Origin of the sequence: Bradyrhizobium sp. th-b2, from assembly GCF_000426785.1 — a bacterium.
Taxonomy (GTDB): domain Bacteria; phylum Pseudomonadota; class Alphaproteobacteria; order Rhizobiales; family Xanthobacteraceae; genus Bradyrhizobium; species Bradyrhizobium septentrionale.
Genome location: NZ_KE384572.1, coordinates 14,854 through 33,125, shown reverse-complemented (window position 1 = coordinate 33,125; position 18,272 = coordinate 14,854). Strand labels below are relative to the sequence as shown.

Here is an 18,272-nt window from a genome sequence, read left to right as displayed (position 1 = left end):
CGCAGTAGCTTGATCTTGATGATGTTTTCGTGCTTGGCCGGTCCGGTGCAGGGGCCCGTTAAGACAAGTTAAATCCTTTGGAACTAAGACAAGCCAGACGTTTTTTTACGTATGGCTTGTTTCATGAATCGCCTTTTCAAATTGCAATTCCTTGGTCCATGCGTGCTGTTCGCCGCCACGCTCAGTGCCGAACTGGCTGCGCTGGCCTTGCAGTATGTGCCGAGCTCCGAACTGCTCTGGTTCCTCAATCTCCGGGTCTTTGGCATCTTCCAACGCAGCCATGCATTGCTTGGCGATATCGTTGGGATTGACGGGTTTCAGCTTTTCGGCGTTGCGCTGCCGCTGTTCCTGCTGGCCTGCCTCGGGCTCGTCGCCAAGGCCAGGCCCGCGTTCACGATCGCAACGCACTTGAGCGCAGGCTATGCGGGCTTTCTGCTCTACGCCTGGCAGGCTGGCGCGCCCACCACGGCGCAAGCATCGCTTGGGCCGATCGCGGTGCCGACCGGGGCCGGCCTGTACGTCATGGCGACAATTCTTGGGGCCTGCCTTCTGTCCTTTGCGACGACGCATCTGCTTTATTTCCAGGCCGTGGGGAATGAAATTGGCGCCCTGGGCAGGTGGCTGCGACCCCGCCGGACGATTGTGTCGACACACGCCTGATCAGTGCCTGAATTTCCGGTCGAGAACCGCGCCGAGGATGTCGGCATAGTCATCGGTCCAGGCTGTGCGCGCGTTGGGATCCAGGCGCTTCCATCCTGGCTGCGCCGGCAAACCGCCGAGATCCTGCTCGTCCCTGGCAAACACCACCACCTGCGCACGCGTCCGTAGATAGTCGTCGGTCGTGTCAGGTGGAGTCTGATCCTTGCCGAAGGCGACGAGGCCTTCCGCACCGCCGACCGCGGCTGCCGGGCCCCACAGTGACATATGCTGGTTCGAGATGTGCAACACGATGACGCCATGCTCGGTCAGGTGCGACAGATAGCCGGCGAACGCCTCGCGGGTGAGCAGGTGCACGGGGATTGCATCGGAGGAGAACGCGTCGAGCACGATGAGGTCGTAACGCTCCGCTGATGCTGCCAACGTCAGCCGCGCATCTCCGAGCACGATGCGCATGTCCGGCCCGCATTCCGACAAGAAGCGGAACAGCGTCGGGTCGCGCGCGATGCGGGCCACGTTCGGATCGATCTCGAAAAACGTCCACGCTTCGCCGTCCAGCCGATGACAAGCGAGACTGCCGGTGCCGAGCCCAACGGCGGCCACGCGCGCGAGCCGTCCCTGGGGGGCGCGGGCCGCTGCGATGGCGTCGCCGATCGGTCCACCGAAGTAGTAATACGTCGTCGGCTCGGGGCGGCCGCGGACCGGCGTCCCATCCTTGTTGCGGACGCGTTCGGCGCCATGCGCGGTCGTTCCGTGCATCAGGAGACGGACTTCCCCGGTGGGGTCCTCGACGACGCGATGCACGCCGAAGAAACTGCGGACCTGCACGATCGGCGACAACAGCGGATCGAGCTTGGCGATCACGAAAGCGAGCACGGCAAGGCCGAAGAACAGGGCAGGTTGTCGCCGCAGCAGCAGCATGGCGCAAGCGAGGAAAATGAGCGCGATCTGGATCGGCAGCACGGCGTCGGCGGGAATGCGAAGGCGGAGCCATATGATGGCGGCTGCCGCCGCTGCCAATACGAGGCCGGGGCCGCTCCATCGCAGGAATCGTCCCGTCCCGCCGTCAAACGCGCCGGGCATTGCCAGCAGCGCCGCCAGCACAAGGATGGGATATTCGGCGACGCCGCTGAACGTATGCGGCGCAATAAGTCCGGCGAAGATTCCGCCGATCACGCCGCCGAACGAGGTCCACAGATAGAATTCCGTCAGCCGCACCGGCGCCGGCCGGCGGCGATAGAGTTCGCCATGGCAAGCCAGCGCTATCACGAAGAAGCCCGCCAGATGCATCACCAGCAAGGCTCCCAAATACGGCCGGGCCACCGTCGACGCGGTGGCGATCACAGCGACTGCGGCGAACGGCACCAGGTGCAATACGCGCTCATGCGTCACCCAGGGACGGTCGCGGAAGATCGCCACGAAGGTCAGGAGGTAGAGCGACAGCGGTAGAACCCAGAGGAATGGCGCTGCTGCGAGATCGACCGAGATCGCCGCCGTGACCGCGACCACGAGGCCCGCCGGAATCGCGGCGAGCACCGTCCACATTGCGCGTTCAACGATTTTGGAAACGGTGGTTGTGTCCGAGGCTACCTCACTGAGCGAAGGCTTGTCTGCGCGAGCGACCATCATCGCCGCCATCGCAATCAGCAGGACCAAGAGGAAATAGCCGGCCGACCACAGCTGAATCTGCGTGAGCAGCGTGGACAGCGGCTCGACGATGAAGGGATAGGTCATGAGGGCTGCGAACGACCCCAGATTGGACGCCGCATACAGCAAATAGGGGTTTGCCGCGTGGGGATGGCCGCTCGCTGCGAACCAGTTCTGCAGCAAGGGGGCGGTCGCGGCGAGCGCGACGAACGGCAGGCCGATCGATGCGGCGAACAAGCTCAGCAGCCAGAGTTCGAGCCCTCCTTGCGGCGGGGCTTCGAAGCCGTGAGCAATGCGGATCGGCAACGTCGTGGCGGCAATTGCCAGCAAGCCAAGATGGACGAGGGCCGAGAGACCCGGCGACAGCATGCGGCCGAGCAGGTGCGCATAGGCGTAGCCCAGTAACAGTGCCGACTGGAAGAAGACCATTGCGACCGACCAGATCGCGGCCGCACCGCCGAGCCGCGGCAGCACCATCTTCGCGAACATCGGCTGGATCGCGAACAGCAACAGCGCCGAGAGGAAGAGCGTCGCGGGATATATCAGGGGCGCGAAACGCACGGTCCGCGCTGATATCGCTCGAAGATTGACCTGGTCATCGAAATGCATGGAGTTTTTGACTTGTGTGCGGCACGAGGTGCCAAATCTACGTGTGAAAACTGCTGATAACGAAAACTGAAGAAGCCGTAAAATCACTGGGATGCTTGCCGCACCCCGAGAAAAAGCACGCTCAAGGATAGCATCACCACGCGGATTCAGGAAATCTACTTGTCCGGCGTACGCGAGGCCGTCAGAGCGTGGCAATGTCCGACTTCAGGTTTGGTGTGCATTGCTGAACGTCAGAGGGCGGAACGCTGAATGCCACGAATGGCCTTGCGCGCCGGCATTTCGATCGCAAAGTAGGTGCCGACCGACACGGCAGCCGTCGCCGCAGCCAGGATGACATAAACGGCGAGCGGCCAGGTGGCCGATGGGCCGAACAGGTCCACGGCGGCGAGGAAAACGACGAAGTGGGTCATATAGATCGAGTACGAAATCACGCCGAGGAAATGCAGCGGCTTCGAGCCCAGCAACCGCGACGTGATCGAAGTCGGGTCCGTCGCTGCAAGTACGACGAAGGGATAGACGACTATCAGCGCATGTGGATTGGTCAGTCTGCAGTACGCCAGCAGCACGATGAGAGCGACTCCGCACCAGATCAATGTAGAAAATCTTGTGCAGGCCAGGTAAAGCCCGTCGCGCTTCTGGAAGCTTGCGAACGCAGCCCACCCGGCTATGAAGCCCAACACCCCACGAGCCAAAGCTACCCAGTCACTCCACTGGCTCTTTGGCGCGTGGAGCTGCGGAGTGACCAGGAGATCATCATAGAAAAACGTAAACAAGAAGAAGGAAGCGACTGTCGTTACTGCGATGCAGAGCACCCTGGTCGATGTTGACGGCGACGCTTTTTGGAAGAGGAGAATGGGGAACAACAGCACGTAGCAAAACCATTCGACAGACAAGGACCACGCCGGGCTGTCCCAATGAACGCCTGAGCCGACCACAGGCCACGCATTCAACATGGCGAGCTGCAATGCGAAATCTGAGACCGCGGTGCGGACAGGGTAGCTGATCGGATTGACTACACTGGGCCAGACGTAAAGAGCGCCGGCTGCGATCAAGCAGACTAGATATAACGGGTAAATTCGAGCGATGCGAGCAGTCAGGTAGCTCGAAAACTGAAACGTCTCCCGGTTGTAGACGTAGGATAGCGTGAAGCCGCTAAGGCAGAAGAACAGGTCGACGGCATTGTGCCACATGAACGGGGTGCCGGAGTAGGCGGGAATGGTGTTCTGAAAATGTGCAAGGGCAACAGCCGTCGCCGCTAACCCGCGAAGTCCTGTTAGCGCCCGCAACTCTGGCCGTGGAGAGGGATCTTGTACGGGACTGCTCTGCTCTATCTGATGGATTTTCACTACCGTCCTGCGTTGCAATTAGACGTCTCGGAATTTGACGCGGCTAGGTTGCCCCACCGTCGATAGAGCTACAACGTCGAGAGGCCGACCAATCCCGAGAGTGACTTCCGCGATGACCGGTTGCTCGCTGTCAATCGATGCCACTCCCGCTCGGATGGACCTCGACCTTATGATCTCGATAAGTACGATAACGGCGAGCATGCCGGCAATAAAGCTGAGAGCAGCAATTGCCCAGACTGAGCGGTTCATTGAGACCCCCGCAAAATAAGGGGCAGCGTATCCCAACCCAGGCAGGCAGGAAAGTGTGCGTCGATTCGCGGTCCGTTGCTCTCACCGCGATAGCTCAAACAACTCCATTCAGATCACTCAGCCGAAGCTGTGCCGGCGGCTAGCCGGTCGCAGCGGATATCATCCTGCTCGGCGCGATAGGCCTGCATGTCCACCTTGTAAGGGCACAGCTCATCCGTAGGATCACGGGGTCGGGAAAAAGTGGCGATTTTCCACTGGCAGACCATCTCTTCGGCGGACCAAAATGGCGGACGTCTGGAGCGGCTCGGCATGGAAGCCGAAAAAACCCGAACCAACGGGGGGAACGGTGGATAACGACAAACTCGACGAGCGCCTCAGCTATCTGGAAGGACAAGTCTCTCGGTTACTAACGGCCCTTTGCTGCGCGCTCAGTGTCATACTCGTGTTCATCTTCTATGACCGACGTCCATTCTTCCTCGATCAGGACTACGGCACCCTATTCATAAGGATGGCTGGAGTCGTCGCATCAGCTTTCTTGGTGGGGTGGCCAATCGTGAGGTGGATCGTCGGCAAGAAGTCAGAACCGCGATAGGTTGATGCAGTGGGTGCCGCCTATCGCGCAATTTGAAATGGCCCGTTCATCGTCAAGGAACCTCCGACCCCAGGCGTGAGGGAGCGGCCGCGCTGATGAAGGCGGCCGTGAGCGGACTGTGGATCGAACTTGCCGTCCACAAGTCGTGCGCCATCCGCAACGGCTCGATCTTCAGGTTCGCCCACCAGGCCCTTTCGTTGCCCTGTCGATGCAGTTCGTGGTGATGGGCGCGACACAACGGAACGGTGAACTCGTCGCTGACCTTGCGGCCGAGAGCCCTGGATTGAGCGAACTTCAAATGGTGGGCATCGCACGGACTTTGCCGGCAAACGAGACAAGGCTGTTCCCGGACAAACAGCAGGTGGGCCTTGCTGCGCTTGCGCACGGGTTCTTTGGGAAATGCGAGATTGGCCGTCGCATCGCTTGGGGTGTCCTCGACGGACGCATCCGGTTTCAAGCTATCACTTGTGTCAGGAGGCACCTGCGGCAGGGCCGCCAGCTTCTCTCGGTAGGCAGACTCAAGGATACGAGCATCTGCCTCTAAGAGAGTGTTCTTTCTGGGCAGTCCGACTTGGGCCCAGGCGAGAAGGTCGTTCTCACCCGTTAAGCAATCGAGTTCTGCCAACATCTGCGCTCTTAGTTGGGCTGATTGATCCAGGCTGAGTAGCGGAGGCCGCTGCGCTGCGCCTTTGTTTCCTTTGACGTCGGGCCGATTGCCGGCCCGAAACTCGGGGGGCGGCGGGGCCGCTGTGGCGTCCGGCGCATCCAAGTCGTCCTCGCCCGCGATACCCACAAGGGCAAAGAGAGCGTATCGCCGGGCATAGGTGAGGGCAGTCCCCATTCGGTGGGGAGCGTTAATTTCGCTGACGGCACACACCGGCCATTCCGAAGACATCCATTCTCCGGACGAATGCGCCAGGACCGTTGTCAAACAAACAAGGCTCGTCGCTTGGTCGATACTTGTCGTTTGAACGGTTGCAATCTCATGGTTCCCTAAGCACTTGCGAACCAGATCCAGTCCGCTCGCTAGAGAGGCGTATCTAAAGCTGCGAGCCTCCTCGCGCGGAAAGACTGCAGGGATGGTCGCAGTCAGCGCCTTTTCCGGATTGGAAAGTTCGAGTTGGGCCTTGGCCAGTGCGCCGGCGATCGCGCCGATCGTTTCGCTAGACTGCTGCATGACCGGCCTCCTGAATAACATGAAAGCTGATTGAACCGGATTTCGAGCGGGTGGCCCTAAGCCCGTGGCCGGCCGCTTCTTTCGCATCTTCTGGCATCAGCTTCTTCAGCTCGGATTTTGCCGTATCGTGCTCGAGATGGGCGGAGCGCGTCCGATGAAAGACCCCGGCAAACTCCGCCCAGGCATTAGAGGCGCTCATATCGACGGTTCGAACCGCTTCAATCCGGGGTCGCGGGGGCTCAATGCCGAACAGCTGAGGAGCCTCGCCGGTCTCGACGCAGCGCCAGAATTTCTTTTCCGCCGTCAGCAGCAAGTGCTGGTACAGCGGATCGGCCGGAATGGTGATCTCTACCCATTTGCCGCCGCCGGTAATGATCGATAGCACCGCGGTTCGTGACGCCGTAACCCACATATTGTGCTGCAACTGTGCCATATGTTTTTCTGCGGCCGCTTCTTCAGAGAACGACCAAGGCAGCATGAACTTTGCCTCGAATACCGCGCCGGCGCCCTCCACCTTGCCGTCGAGGGTTGCCGCCATCCAGCGCTTGACCGGATGAAAGGCCCGCCGCTGTACCTGTGTTACGACTTGGCCGGTATTCTTCTCGTACCAGTGCCGGTTAAGTTGCTCGGTCGCTGTGCCCAGCTGTACGATCAAGTTGCTTGATAAATCCTCCGGCTCGATTTCGCCTCGCTTCTCTCGCCAGAGCCGGACCAAAGCGGCTTCATCAGTCCCCATGATAATGCGGGCATCGGATCCGCCTACGAAACGACGACGATCCGTCTTAAAAGTAATGTGAGATTTTTGATTGGGAATCATTGCATTCTCCACGTGTATATAAGTCATCAACATAAAATGTTGATATACGATTGGACCAGGACCGTCAAATGTTGAAATTTATTTCCCCTGCTCAATGCCGCGGAGGAAGGGCGCTGCTCGATATGACCCAGCCTCAGTTGGCGTCGATCGCCAGCCTTGGCCTCTCAACAGTCGTTGATTTTGAAAGGCAGCGGCGAGCTGTGTCGGAAGAAGCGATTCGGAAAATGCAGGAGGCGCTCGAAAAAGCCGGAGTCCAATTCATCCCTGAAAACGGCGGCGGACCGGGCGTGCGCCTTCAAAAGCGAAAGCCCGAGGAACGGAAAGGCTAGACTTTTTGGAGGCGCGGCTGAGTCAGAGCGGGGCAGGGGTGCAGTGAGGGTTAAAGCTCAGGACTGATATTCCGACGTCTCGCAGTTGATCGAGAAGCGGGACTCGAATTTCCGCTAGGGTTGGTACTGTACGCAAATCGCTGAGCCTAATTATCCCGGGACGGCAATCTTCGAATTGCAAATTGCTGTGGATAGACCTCTAGCCGATCTGACCTCGAATATCCTACGAATTCGGTTGGGTTTGTCTTCTGGCGTTCCATTCTCGCCCTGCGTTACATCGCTCCCGGAAATTGAATCGCAACGGACACCCGATGTTCTTAAGTCGACCGAGGATACCGAGCGATGCTGCCCGAAAAGAAGAACAATCAGAGCGTGCCGGCGAGGCGCCTGCGCAAGCCGAACGCACTCAAGCATGGGGCTTACTCTTCCGTTGAACTGTTGCCGTGGGAGGATCCGGACGCATTCCAGGAACTCCGCCGCGCGATCTGGCAAGAATGGCGCCCCGAAGGCCCAATCGAAGTTGATTGTGCGGAAACCATCTTAATCTGCCAATGGCGCAAGCTGCGCGTACGCGCAAAGCGGAAGCTGGATACGGCAGTCGCTCTCGACAAGGTGCAGAATCGGGTATTCAACGAAAGGCCGCCCCAACTGCTCCTGGAGAATGAGCTCGAGGTTTTAAAGGATACTCTCGCAGAGAAGCGCAGCTATCCGCGCGACGACTACGAGCGCCTGCTGCACTTCAGCGCGAACCTCCATCGCGCGTCGGACGTGAGATTTTTGAGATTGGGAATTTCGTTCTTGTCAACCGAATGCCGAGACCATCTCAACGCAAACGTGGGCGAAGACAGCTTTGAGACTAAGGAACTCTGGATCATTGCTTTGAAAAAGGAAGTCGACAACGTTCTGATGCCTCGTATCCGCGAGCGCCGCCCCGATCCCAATGGATATCTTCCGGCCGCCGCGGAGTTTCTTGCCGCCGATAAGACCGTAGACGACCTCGCGGTCGAGGAGCGCTTGGATGCTGCCATAGATCGTGCATTGCGTCGGTTGTTTTGGGTGAGGACGCAGAAACAACTCGATCGCGCGGCGAGGGCGAAGGTCGTTAACGGCAATGCCAACTAAAAAGCTCGCCAGCCAATACGCTACCTCAGATAGAATGTGTCATTGGCGCCCCCGTGAGGCATGAGCGAGCAGGGTGGTGAGGTGGACGTGGCCCGTGGTGGTCTCGATCCGGGCGGTTGTATGGTAGCGATCTCCTGCCTTGCGCGCGATGTCGAGGCCCGAGGCGAGCGACGCATAACGGAAGGACTGATCGTCATCGCTTTCGTGTGATTGGCATCCCTGGCCGATAAGTATCCTAGGCAGGTTTGCGATTCCCCACAGCGCAGCGCCGCCGGCTTAAAAAATGCGCGGACGGCGCTCGCTCTAGTCCAGGGGCGTGCAAAATCCTGGCTGAGATCGCACTCATCAGGCGCGCGATATTTTTGTAGCCCTGAAGGGGTAGCCTGCCTGCGCATGCCGTCCGCTGCGGTCTCGTCGGAGTAAACTGGTTAGCCCTGCAGAACCCTGTTGGTCGCTCAAACGTTGACGAGCAAACCGGTGAAGGCACTGATCGCGGATTGGGAAACGGTCGGCCCGGTTATCATGATCGCTGCTGGCGTCGTATTGGTGTTTCTTGGTTTGATCGCCAAGAGGCGTCACCGGCGTTCTGTTGAAAGCCACGAGAATGAAAATTTAGCCGAGTAATTCGGCCGTGCCCCTGTTAGTCTTGGCCCTCCGGCGCTCCACCACGCCCTTGATCTGGTCGACATTCAATGGGTGGAGAAATATTACTTGGCAACTGCGACACGCAGATATCACCGACGAGCGAAATTCAGTCCTCTACCACCAGACCTGACGGAAAGTAAGCGAGCAACTTTCCGTCCGATGGACCGTACTTCCAGAAGCGGGCGGCGCGATGAAAGCCGTCGATCAATATCGGAAAGCTGAACGAGCGACCAAACGTGATCGGATCTGTGGGAAATTCATAGCTCGGTCCTTTGGGAAGGACGCTTCGAGGATCGTCGAGTTTGACGCCTGTCGTTCTCATGTATTCCTCGAACGAAACGAAACGCCCCTCGCTTTCGGGATACCAGACATTTGGTGGCACGAGCATCGAGCCCAATCTCGCTCGCCCGACCCTAACGATGTCAAACGAAATCACTCCGGTCAGGAACGCGAGCAGGACGGGTCGAGCGCACGCGGTACCAAAGGCGAGTTCATACTGCTCGGCCTCAGAGAGCAGCTCGAATGAAGTCCCGCTTGATCGCTTCGCGACGAGATGCCCTAGATCCGAATAGTGCCGGGCGGCCGGAGAATCGGTCAACTCGCTGTAACCCCATCGGGCTTGAACTTCCAACAGCGGCACATTTTGCAGCCTCAAGTCACTCCCCTTGTTTCTAGAGACACCACTCGCAACTGTTTTCAGTTATGCTCAATGGCCGAGCAGCATCGACAGGATCTGCGCCTATCTGCTCAAGCGGTCGCTGACACCTTCGTCGCGCTGGACGACGAGGGGCGGCACACAAACAAAACTGCGCATTGCTTGGTAAGCAGTGTTCATCGCACCATCGATCCCCTGATCCTCGATTACGATCGGTGTTCCAGGAAACGGTATGAACTGCTTCTTGAGAGGCAACACGGCACTGAGCAGGCGGCTCGCTCCGCGTGGGCTAATCGAGTATGCCTGCGTTCCGAAGGCGTGTCTGAGCCGGTGGGGACGATAAATGGGTCGGCCGCCCGAGGTATCGCTCCAGGCAAAAGGTTCGGTTCGATCGTAAAATCGGAGTTCCGCAGCTGAAAATCCGAGATCGATCCAAAGAAAAAGCGGATCGTAAACATAGCCCCATAAGATCACGTCCCAGTCGGCGGGAAGTTGTGCCAACACAGCTGATCGATGCTCATCGAACGCGGGATGGCTAACCGCATCGTCCTCGAAAACCGTCATAGGTTGATCCTGGGACGCAGCCTTTTGCCAAAGTTGGATGTGAGAGAGTGCGCAACCCAAGGCTCCGGCACTGTAATCAAGTCCGGGGGCTATTAGCCCCTGTCTTTCGAGCTGCGAGCGATCCAGCTTGCTGCCGTCAATCGCGGAGATTCGTTCAAATCTGCCTAGGTGGGCATTGCGGGTTCTGAACTTGTCCCAGCGACCGGTGCTTTGGTCCAAGTTGAGTACACAAATCTCATCCTTTGACTGCCTGTCCTTCTCCGTGGGGCGGCCAGGAACGCTTGCTTCCTTCGCGAGCAAGAACGAACCCAAGCCATCTGCCACGATCGAGCGAGCCACGACCTCGGCGCCGACCGAATTTAGGTGAAAGGCATCCTGATAAATATCGGCGCGGTTAGCCAGCTTCGCTTCCAAATCGCACAAGGTGTGCCCTCCCGCCCGAGCGGCCACGCGCGTCGTCTCGTTGATGGATATGCGAGTGCGGGTCACGGTTGGATCGACCCCTTCGCCTTGCAAATGGGGAATGGTCGCGAACCATAGCTCGATGCCAAACGATCGAGCGGCAAGCGAGAAGAGATCTAGCAGCCGACGACGATCATCGAACTTCGGAGTAGGAAGCAGGTTACGGTCCCGCCACGAGTTGCTCGTGTTGAGGTCAACGATCGGCTCGAGCCAACAGTCACGGCTCCAGAAGCTGGCCTCCAGGTTCGCCACGTCAACGTCGACAATTCCCGTCATCAGAATGACGAGGTCGGGCTTGAGCGGTATGATCTTGTTGAGAAACAGATTCAGCATGTGGAGGGTTGTCGCTCCGCTGTAGCCACCGTTTCTTACGATGACATCTAGAGCACTCTCATTGCGCAGAATCGTCTCGAGCTTGGCGCAAAACCGGTCTTCGGGGTCGAGATACATGCCCTCGACCACGCTGTCGCCGAGAACGATCACAGTTCGAGCCGCCGTAGCCGGAGACTGTGACCCGCGAATGAAGCCGAGGGCGTCAGTCTCCAGGATATATGGCTTCTGGACAAGGGCACCCTTGCGACTCTCGACGTATTCATCTGAAGGCGTATGAGACAAGGATACGTTCGCAGGATACTCCTTCAGCCGTATCGTTCTTTTTCCACTAACATTCGAAGCGGTGTCCTTCCTCGATGCTTCCTGTGCCGATTTTCCGGCAAGTTCTCCAGCAATGAGCGGTCGAATTGCCTCTCCGTCAGGTGCGAACGTCAGCCAGCCATAAATTTCGCGAGTGTCCAACGTTTGCGAAATGCCAGCGCGACGCGCGCTATGCGAAAATACGACATATTCATAGCGGCCCGAACCATCATCGTAGGTCAGTTGCGGTATGGCGTCTGCGCGAACCAGATATGTGCAATGGACCACCGGCACCTCGTGGAGCCCTGGCGACGAGCGGCTGAGGATATTGTTGTATTCCTCGCTGGGCAGAAAATACCCGTTCGCGTCGATCTTCTGGTGGTAGTTCGAATACAGCGGTCGGTCGGCGTCGGCGCATTTGAGCAGCGGCGCTACAATCGGACGATTTAGACCTACGAGGTTTCGTAAGGTGAGGGGGCGCAGGTAGTTGTCGACGTCGACCACGAAATAGTAGTCGCATCCGAGAGCCAGAGTCCGGTTCATGCTGTGCTGGCGAATTCGACCCAGCACGGAGAAGCGAGTGGCATTCCACTCGTGGTCGGCAAAGTCCTGGACGCGTTCCGATACGTCGCTGTCGTCGAACTCTACGTGCGAGTATCGCGGTCCGACACGTTTGAGCCAGTCTCGGAGAATTTGGCCGGTGTCATCTTGATTGTTGTTGGTCCGGGTGTGAATCGCAATTCGATCCGGCGGATAGTCCAGCGCCTCAATGCATTCCAGGAACAATGGCAGATGGCCAGCCTTGTTTTTAGCGAGAATTGCAATCAGCACCTTGGGAAGAAGACGCGCTGCGCCGGGCTGCCTGGGCACATCCGCAGGCTGGACCTTTTCGGAAATCCGGTCCTTCGCAAAACGCAGATTGTCCTCTACGCGTTTCCTCAGACCTTCATCGATTGATGGAATTTGAAGGATGCGACCGCAGGCGTCGATGCAGCCTTGATAATCGCCAGACCAATAGGCATTGACCGCGAATTCGTCGAGGAGCCCGAACTCATAAATCCATTCTTCGGCGAATAGCGCTCCAACAGGCATCGGCAAATCGATGCCACGGCGAGCGAAGTCAGCTCCCTGCTTGTTGCGGCCCTTTAGACGGCAATAACGGCTAGCTCCGTGTAACGCTTCAGCTCTCGCGGGCTGGGAGTCGCTGGCTCGCTGATAAGCCGCAATGACGTCCTCTTCAGGATGGGCAAGAGCTTCCTTAAGCCGCGCCGCACCATAAAGGGAAATGAAGACCTCTTCTTGCCAAAAGCCCATTTCAGCGCGGGCCAGGTAGTAGTTGAGTGCTTTCTCGGGCTCATTGCTGTCACGATAGCTCTGAGCAAGGTAGAACGTATAACGAGAGCGGAGGAACGCGTCCGTCTCGGTCTGTAGCGCGCCCTCCAACAGCGCAGCATCTTTGCGGTACTTCTTGGGGTCTTGGCTGCGCGCGCCGCCGCCACCGATCTGGATCGCAAAGCCGGAGGCGGTCTCCCGACCGTGGGCGTCGGGCGGTGCCTCCAAAAACTCGTGCAGGACGCCCCGAAAATAGAAATCCTTTCTGTTGCTGCATATATGTGGTCGATAGTGACGGATGCCGTTGTGGTTGATGGTCACGTCATAGAGGTCTGCGGTCATGCCGGACTTGAAGGCGGCGACGTCAAATCCCGGCTCGATGGTGAGCACGTCGTCGGCGTCGATGATGAGGGCGTAGTCGACGTCCGGGTTGCGGCGCAGGCAAGCGAGCGCATGCGATCGGTTGTACGCGAAATCCCGCCAGGGTTCGTCGATGACTTCGCCTGCCAGTCCATTTCTGTCGAGCCACTGTCGTATGACGGCCTGCGTGCCGTCGGTTGATCCAGTGTCTTCGATCAGCACATAGTCGATCATCGGTCGAACGCTGTCGAGGCAACGGAGGATGACCGCCGCCTCATTCTTGACGATCATGCATAAGCCGATCGACTTTCCGTTTCGTTGCGACAATCCAAACTCCTTAGTTACCTGCTCTTTGCTTTTGCGCGCGTTCTCGAATGGTAGGGGAGGTGGCGCAGCAGAAACCTCGGCCGGCGACACCGGATCACTCTCAAGCGCGGCGCGGATCTCGGCCGCATCTATCGAGGCGATCCAGGACTCGCTGTCGGCGACCCCGTAGGATACGAGCAAGCGACGGCTGTCCGGATGCCAAGCCAGACCAGCCGCGAACTCGACCCCTTTGTCCTTAAAATAGAACGGGCGACTAAGCCGCCGCAGACCATTATCGCGATCGAACCAGACAAAGCGATGCTGATAGAACCTTCGTCCGGTCTGCCACTGAACTTCATGAACGAGCGCGAGCCAGCCATCGTCAAATTCAATGAGTTGCGTTCCGCCTCGGAAATGCTCGACGGCGAAGTTGGCAACACTGTCTGAGATTACGTCGCCTCGGTCGTTTACGATCCTGGTCGGGTCGCACGAGTAGACGAAACGCAGATTTGCGTCGTTGGCTTGTGGCATCCAGTTCTTTTCGTGGCGTCGAGGACCCTCAGGGCGAAGCACGCGCCACTCACTGAACCGGATTTCGGAGCTGTTTTGCTGTTCAATCCGGGCGATTAACTGCTCGCACCAGCCTTCAGCATTCAGCTCGCGCACGCATGCGCTGCCCCACAGCGAGCCATTCCAACTGAACAGACGGACATCCTCAAGCCCTTGCACTTCTGCGAATTGGGTTTTTGGGAAGTCGGCAGGCGGCAAGATCTCGGCCGCCGTTTGCACTCCAAGATCGGTATTGAGCCGTAGCAGGAAGTTGCGCGTCCGAATTGGCGCATCGCTGTCCGTCTCATATGTGCCGTCCTCGCGCAGAAGAAAATTCACCGCGCGCTGCACGAGATAGAGGTCATCCCCATGACGCGAAACGGAGGGATTGGTCGGCCAATAGCCTTGAGGCACATTGTAATCCACCGGCCGGGCGGAAAACGATGCAAAGAGCTTTTGGGCTGGCTGCAGGTAATAAAACAGGTTTGTCCGAGCCAGCTCACGCGGGCCGTCCGGAATTGCCCGGTTGACGGCTAGCCCGTTGCAGATCGAGAACCCGCGGTCCCAGCGAGCCGTGTCCTGGCTGTAGTTTGCAGCAATCGAAAATTCCTCACGTAGACCGGTCTGATAGACATCGGTTTCGATGAAAAGGATGTCGTTCTCAGGCGCTGATATCGAAAGTCCACGCTCGGAAAAAAGCAGGCTCGTCGCATGCATTCCGCGTTCCCGATAGTATCGTGCGAGATCGTAGAGCGGCTCAGCGCGTGCCGGCCGTTGCTTGAACGCTTCAAGCGCCTTGCCGACGAACCCGTCTTCATCGCCTAGGTCTCGCAGGGAGCGCGCGTGCTGCAGCCGTGCCATCCACGCCTCTTCGTCCCAGCCTTCCATATCCGCGCGCTTGGCAAAGGTAGCAGCGGCTTCGGCATGCCGGCCGGCATCTCGATAGGACCACGCAAGATAAAACCGGTACCGGGCGTTGTCGGGCCCGCTTTCGAGCGCAGCTTCGAGCAGTCGAATATCCCGCTCCGATTTGTCGCCGCGGTTCGCGCCGCTCGCGTGATCGAGATACCAGGCGCCATGCAATTCCGTGACGTCTCCGGGGACGTCGACGTATTCGTGAGTGACTCCAAAATACCTGGAACCGCTGTCACGCCGCACCAATCGCGTATTCCAGTAGCTCAATCCGCCCGACGCGCGCTGCAAGAGGCGGTAACCGGGACCGGTAAGGGCTTTGCGAAAGTCGGCGTCGTCGACAATGAACTCCATATCTGCGTCGTTGAACAGAAGATAGTCGAAATCAAGCTTTGAGGCGCAGGCACGATCAAGCGCGTCGTTTCGGGCCTGCCCGAAATCGTGGAAGGGAATTGTATGGAGCTCGCCCGGAAGATTGCGCCGGGCAAAGAATGTCTTGATGAAGTCTTGGGTGCCGTCGGACGAGCCAGTGTCGCAGATGACCCAACAAGTGATGTGGTCAGCGACTGCCGCCAAGCAGCGCTCGAGATTTGCCATCTCGTTCTTGACGATCATGTTCAGGCAAATGCGTTTGTTTTCTACCACCGCCAAACTTTTTTGGTTGCTGCAAGCAATTGCGAGAAGCTCAAATTAGATGAAATTGATCTGCTGGACGCGAGATGTGGCGCGGATCTTTGGTTCCATCAGCGGACCTCACTGAAAGGGCTAACAACTTAGCTGAAATTGTTCGGGCAGCAAATTCAGCAGGTTGTCGCCTTGATGCGACATCAACTCGCTGCTTAATGGAACTCGTTACGGAAATAATTTGACTTAAGTCGTGTTCGATTCTGAATTTTCTTGCGCTGTTTTTCCCAATCTGCTTATGCTTAAAGAATAATTAATTTTTCGCGATCCGTCTGCGCTTCAGGCGGGAGTATTTGGAATGACGTTCAATCTTGGAATGTGGTCGTCGGCTCGTTGCTGATGGCTTAAGTGAGTGTAGCGAGCAACTACCCAAGGTTGAATCACTGTTTTGTAGTTGGTTCGAGGGCGATCTCCGGACGTACGTGCTCCGGGCGTCGACCTCGTCCGTACGTTGGGTGGTATCGTATGGTTAAGTCAGGTCGAGCCGACAAGTCGGCGATTTCCCAGAGCATTCCGTCCATTGCACCGCCGATAACGGCGCTAGGCGTTGCCAAGTATGCAGGGCTTCTCTCTGCGGGCATCCCTAACGAGATCCTGGTGACCGGATCGTTGCCGCGAGGCGAGACCACCCAAAACGTCACCTACTTCGTCGTCGACCAAGCTACGAAGACGATCGTTTCCCAGGTCATTCTGCCGGACGCGTCCGATCGCTTTAACGCGGTTGAGATGCGAGTGAAGGTCGGGCGCTATGCGAGCGCCTACGACATCGGCACCTTTGATGCGAACGGAGAGTTTGCGGTTTGCCCGTTCCTGTCCGTACGCAGTTCTCTGAATCTATCACCACCTGGCGAACCGAGCAGCGGATGATCTGACCGCGCTACGGCAGCGTCTGCAGTTTGATTTTTGGGTCGAGGCGGCACTCCGCGCTCGGCGCGAATTGTTGCAAGCTAAAAAAGGACCAATTTCATGGCCCACTCAGAGCTTCTGTTCGTCGATCCATTCGTCCCCGATCTAGATACACTGCTGAAAAATCTGCGCCCCGAGGTTCGGGCGATCGTGCTCGATTGCGAACGGACCGCCGCATCGCAGATGGCAGAAGCGCTGAGTGGCGCTGAGCAACTGGACGCGATCCATGTTGTTGCACATGGCGCACCGGGCCGAGTGGTCTTCAGTTCAGGAGAATGGTCGGCGGCGACGCTGGCGGGCGAGGAGAATGAGCTTGCTACGATCGGCCGAGCGCTCAAGCGAGGCGGTGACTTGCGCCTGTGGAGCTGTCGTACAGCGCTTTCTGACGAGGGCGACCGTTTTATAGATGCGCTCGAAGATGCAACCGGCGCTGTTGTTCATGGCGCAAGCAGCTCTATCGGAGCCGAGACGCTAGGTGGTCGCTGGACGCTCGACTCCAGGAGCAGCGATCTCACAGCGGAAGCCCCGATGACCGCGGTTGGCGCAGAAAGCTATCGAGGGTTACTGGCCGCAGTTTTGACGCTCAACGGCACGCTCGGATCTGCGGGACCGACTGACATCAACACCTTTTACGTGGTTGATCTCAGCACCTTTACAATTGTGTCCTCGTTCCAATTGCCATCGAAAGGCTTCGGCGCGGGCACTGGCAACGTCCAAGCGTTCAGCATTGAGGCCGTTCTCCCAAGTGCGGCGGGCACCTACGGAGTTTACTACAACACCACCGGGAACGCCTACATTTCAGTTGCAACCATCACAAACGGGGTGTTCTCGGGAGGTGGTACGGCGAACGGTGATACGTTCACATCGGGTAGCGTTTCGACCTCACTAGGTGCAACGGGCGCGACTGGTCCGACGGGCGCGACCGGCGCAACGGGTGGTACCGGTGCAACCGGCACGACGGGCGGTACGGGTGCCACGGGTGCAACCGGCACGACGGGCGGCACGGGCGCAACCGGCACGACGGGCGGTACGGGTGCCACAGGTGCAACCGGCACGACGGGCGGTACGGGCGCCACGGGTGCAACCGGCACGACGGGCGGCACGGGTGCCACGGGTGCAACTGGCACGACGGGCGGTACGGGTGCCACAGGTGCGATCGGCGACACGGGTTCGACGGGGGCCACCGGAGCCACAGGTGCGACTGGCGACACAGGTTCGACGGGAGCCACGGGTGCGACCGGCGATCCAGGCGCGACTGGCGCCACAGGTGCGACCGGCGCCACGGGTACGACGGGTGACACCGGTGCAACAGGTTCGACTGGGGCTACGGGTGTTACCGGAGCCACGGGTGCGACGGGTGACACCGGCGCCACAGGATCAACTGGCGCCACAGGTGCGACTGGCGACACAGGTTCGACGGGAGCCACGGGTGCGACCGGCGATCCGGGCGCGACTGGCGCCACAGGCGCGACCGGCGCCACGGGTACGACGGGTGACACAGGCGCAACAGGTTCGACTGGCGCTACGGGTGCGACGGGCGACACCGGCGCAACCGGAGCCACGGGTTCGACTGGCGCAACGGGTGACACTGGTGCGACCGGAGCCACAGGTGCGACTGGTGATACCGGCGCCACGGGTGCGACGGGCGATACTGGAGCCACAGGTGCGACTGGCGCCACGGGAGCGACGGGCGACACCGGCGCAACCGGAGCCACAGGT

At 58.8% G+C, this 18,272-nt stretch carries 13 protein-coding genes; 7 read left to right on the top strand and 6 right to left on the bottom strand.

Annotated elements, in window-relative coordinates; genetic code table 11:
• Positions 1 to 123: 123 nt before the first annotated feature.
• Complete coding sequence (locus K359_RS0150450) at positions 124 to 660, top strand: hypothetical protein (RefSeq protein WP_035978734.1); 537 nt, start codon at positions 124 to 126, stop codon at positions 658 to 660.
• On the opposite strand, the gene K359_RS0150445 is transcribed toward K359_RS0150450, so the two are convergent.
• Positions 661 to 2,913, bottom strand: coding sequence for a fused MFS/spermidine synthase (locus K359_RS0150445; protein WP_035978732.1), 2,253 nt, complete (start codon positions 2,911 to 2,913; stop codon positions 661 to 663).
• Between the two features lie 230 nt (positions 2,914 to 3,143).
• Positions 3,144 to 4,259, bottom strand: a complete 1,116-nt coding sequence (locus K359_RS0150440; RefSeq protein ID WP_029085654.1) for an acyltransferase — start codon at positions 4,257 to 4,259, stop codon at positions 3,144 to 3,146.
• Positions 4,260 to 4,791: 532 nt separating this feature from the next.
• On the opposite strand from K359_RS0150440, the gene K359_RS0150425 reads away from it, so the two are divergent.
• Positions 4,792 to 5,100 carry a hypothetical protein gene (locus tag K359_RS0150425; RefSeq protein WP_029085652.1) on the top strand — a complete coding sequence of 103 codons (309 nt, stop codon included), beginning with the start codon at positions 4,792 to 4,794 and terminating at the stop codon, positions 5,098 to 5,100.
• A gap of 52 nt (positions 5,101 to 5,152) precedes the next feature.
• Here K359_RS0150425 and K359_RS0150420 read toward each other — a convergent pair whose 3' ends face one another.
• Positions 5,153 to 6,277 carry an ERF family protein gene (locus K359_RS0150420; RefSeq protein WP_029085651.1) on the bottom strand — a complete coding sequence of 375 codons (1,125 nt, stop codon included), beginning with the start codon at positions 6,275 to 6,277 and terminating at the stop codon, positions 5,153 to 5,155.
• Entirely contained in the window at positions 6,264 to 7,094 is an 831-nt protein-coding gene (locus tag K359_RS0150415) for a YqaJ viral recombinase family protein (protein WP_051346906.1), read from the bottom strand. Before K359_RS0150415 ends, K359_RS0150420 begins: the two co-directional genes overlap by 14 nt.
• Before the next feature lie 68 nt (positions 7,095 to 7,162).
• Between K359_RS0150415 and K359_RS0150410 the strand changes: the two genes are divergently transcribed.
• From K359_RS0150410 to K359_RS63065, 3 genes are all read left to right on the top strand, one after another.
• Entirely contained in the window at positions 7,163 to 7,423 is a 261-nt protein-coding gene (locus K359_RS0150410; RefSeq protein WP_035978730.1) for a transcriptional regulator, read from the top strand.
• 342 nt (positions 7,424 to 7,765) lie between these two features.
• Positions 7,766 to 8,545, top strand: a complete 780-nt coding sequence (locus K359_RS0150405; RefSeq protein WP_029085648.1) for a hypothetical protein — start codon at positions 7,766 to 7,768, stop codon at positions 8,543 to 8,545.
• Between the two features lie 477 nt (positions 8,546 to 9,022).
• Positions 9,023 to 9,169, top strand: a complete 147-nt coding sequence (locus K359_RS63065) for a hypothetical protein (protein WP_156929193.1) — start codon at positions 9,023 to 9,025, stop codon at positions 9,167 to 9,169.
• A 127-nt stretch (positions 9,170 to 9,296) separates the two neighbouring features.
• On the opposite strand, the gene K359_RS0150395 is transcribed toward K359_RS63065, so the two are convergent.
• The gene (locus tag K359_RS0150395; RefSeq protein ID WP_156929192.1) at positions 9,297 to 9,845 is read right to left on the bottom strand and encodes a hypothetical protein; all 549 of its coding nucleotides are present in this window, start codon (positions 9,843 to 9,845) and stop codon (positions 9,297 to 9,299) included.
• A gap of 84 nt (positions 9,846 to 9,929) precedes the next feature.
• Positions 9,930 to 15,578, bottom strand: coding sequence for a glycosyltransferase (locus K359_RS63060; protein ID WP_051346901.1), 5,649 nt, complete (start codon positions 15,576 to 15,578; stop codon positions 9,930 to 9,932).
• Between the two features lie 534 nt (positions 15,579 to 16,112).
• On the opposite strand from K359_RS63060, the gene K359_RS0150385 reads away from it, so the two are divergent.
• Both K359_RS0150385 and K359_RS64015 read left to right on the top strand, forming a co-directional pair.
• Complete coding sequence (locus K359_RS0150385; protein WP_029085646.1) at positions 16,113 to 16,514, top strand: hypothetical protein; 402 nt, start codon at positions 16,113 to 16,115, stop codon at positions 16,512 to 16,514.
• Positions 16,515 to 16,613: 99 nt separating this feature from the next.
• Positions 16,614 to 18,272 (top strand): DUF4347 domain-containing protein (locus tag K359_RS64015; protein WP_198031315.1); only part of this gene is annotated, 1,659 nt, incomplete at its 3' end.

Coding starts and splice junctions, on each gene's coding strand:
- K359_RS0150445 (WP_035978732.1), bottom strand. CDS start 2,913: ATGCATTTCGATGACCAGGTCAATCTTCGAGCGATATCAGCGCGGACC.
- K359_RS0150405 (WP_029085648.1), top strand. CDS start 7,766: ATGCTGCCCGAAAAGAAGAACAATCAGAGCGTGCCGGCGAGGCGCCTG.
- K359_RS0150450 (WP_035978734.1), top strand. CDS start 124: ATGAATCGCCTTTTCAAATTGCAATTCCTTGGTCCATGCGTGCTGTTC.
- K359_RS63060 (WP_051346901.1), bottom strand. CDS start 15,578: ATGATCGTCAAGAACGAGATGGCAAATCTCGAGCGCTGCTTGGCGGCA.
- K359_RS0150385 (WP_029085646.1), top strand. CDS start 16,113: ATGGTTAAGTCAGGTCGAGCCGACAAGTCGGCGATTTCCCAGAGCATT.
- K359_RS0150415 (WP_051346906.1), bottom strand. CDS start 7,094: ATGATTCCCAATCAAAAATCTCACATTACTTTTAAGACGGATCGTCGT.
- K359_RS0150410 (WP_035978730.1), top strand. CDS start 7,163: ATGTTGAAATTTATTTCCCCTGCTCAATGCCGCGGAGGAAGGGCGCTG.
- K359_RS0150420 (WP_029085651.1), bottom strand. CDS start 6,277: ATGCAGCAGTCTAGCGAAACGATCGGCGCGATCGCCGGCGCACTGGCC.
- K359_RS0150425 (WP_029085652.1), top strand. CDS start 4,792: ATGGCGGACGTCTGGAGCGGCTCGGCATGGAAGCCGAAAAAACCCGAA.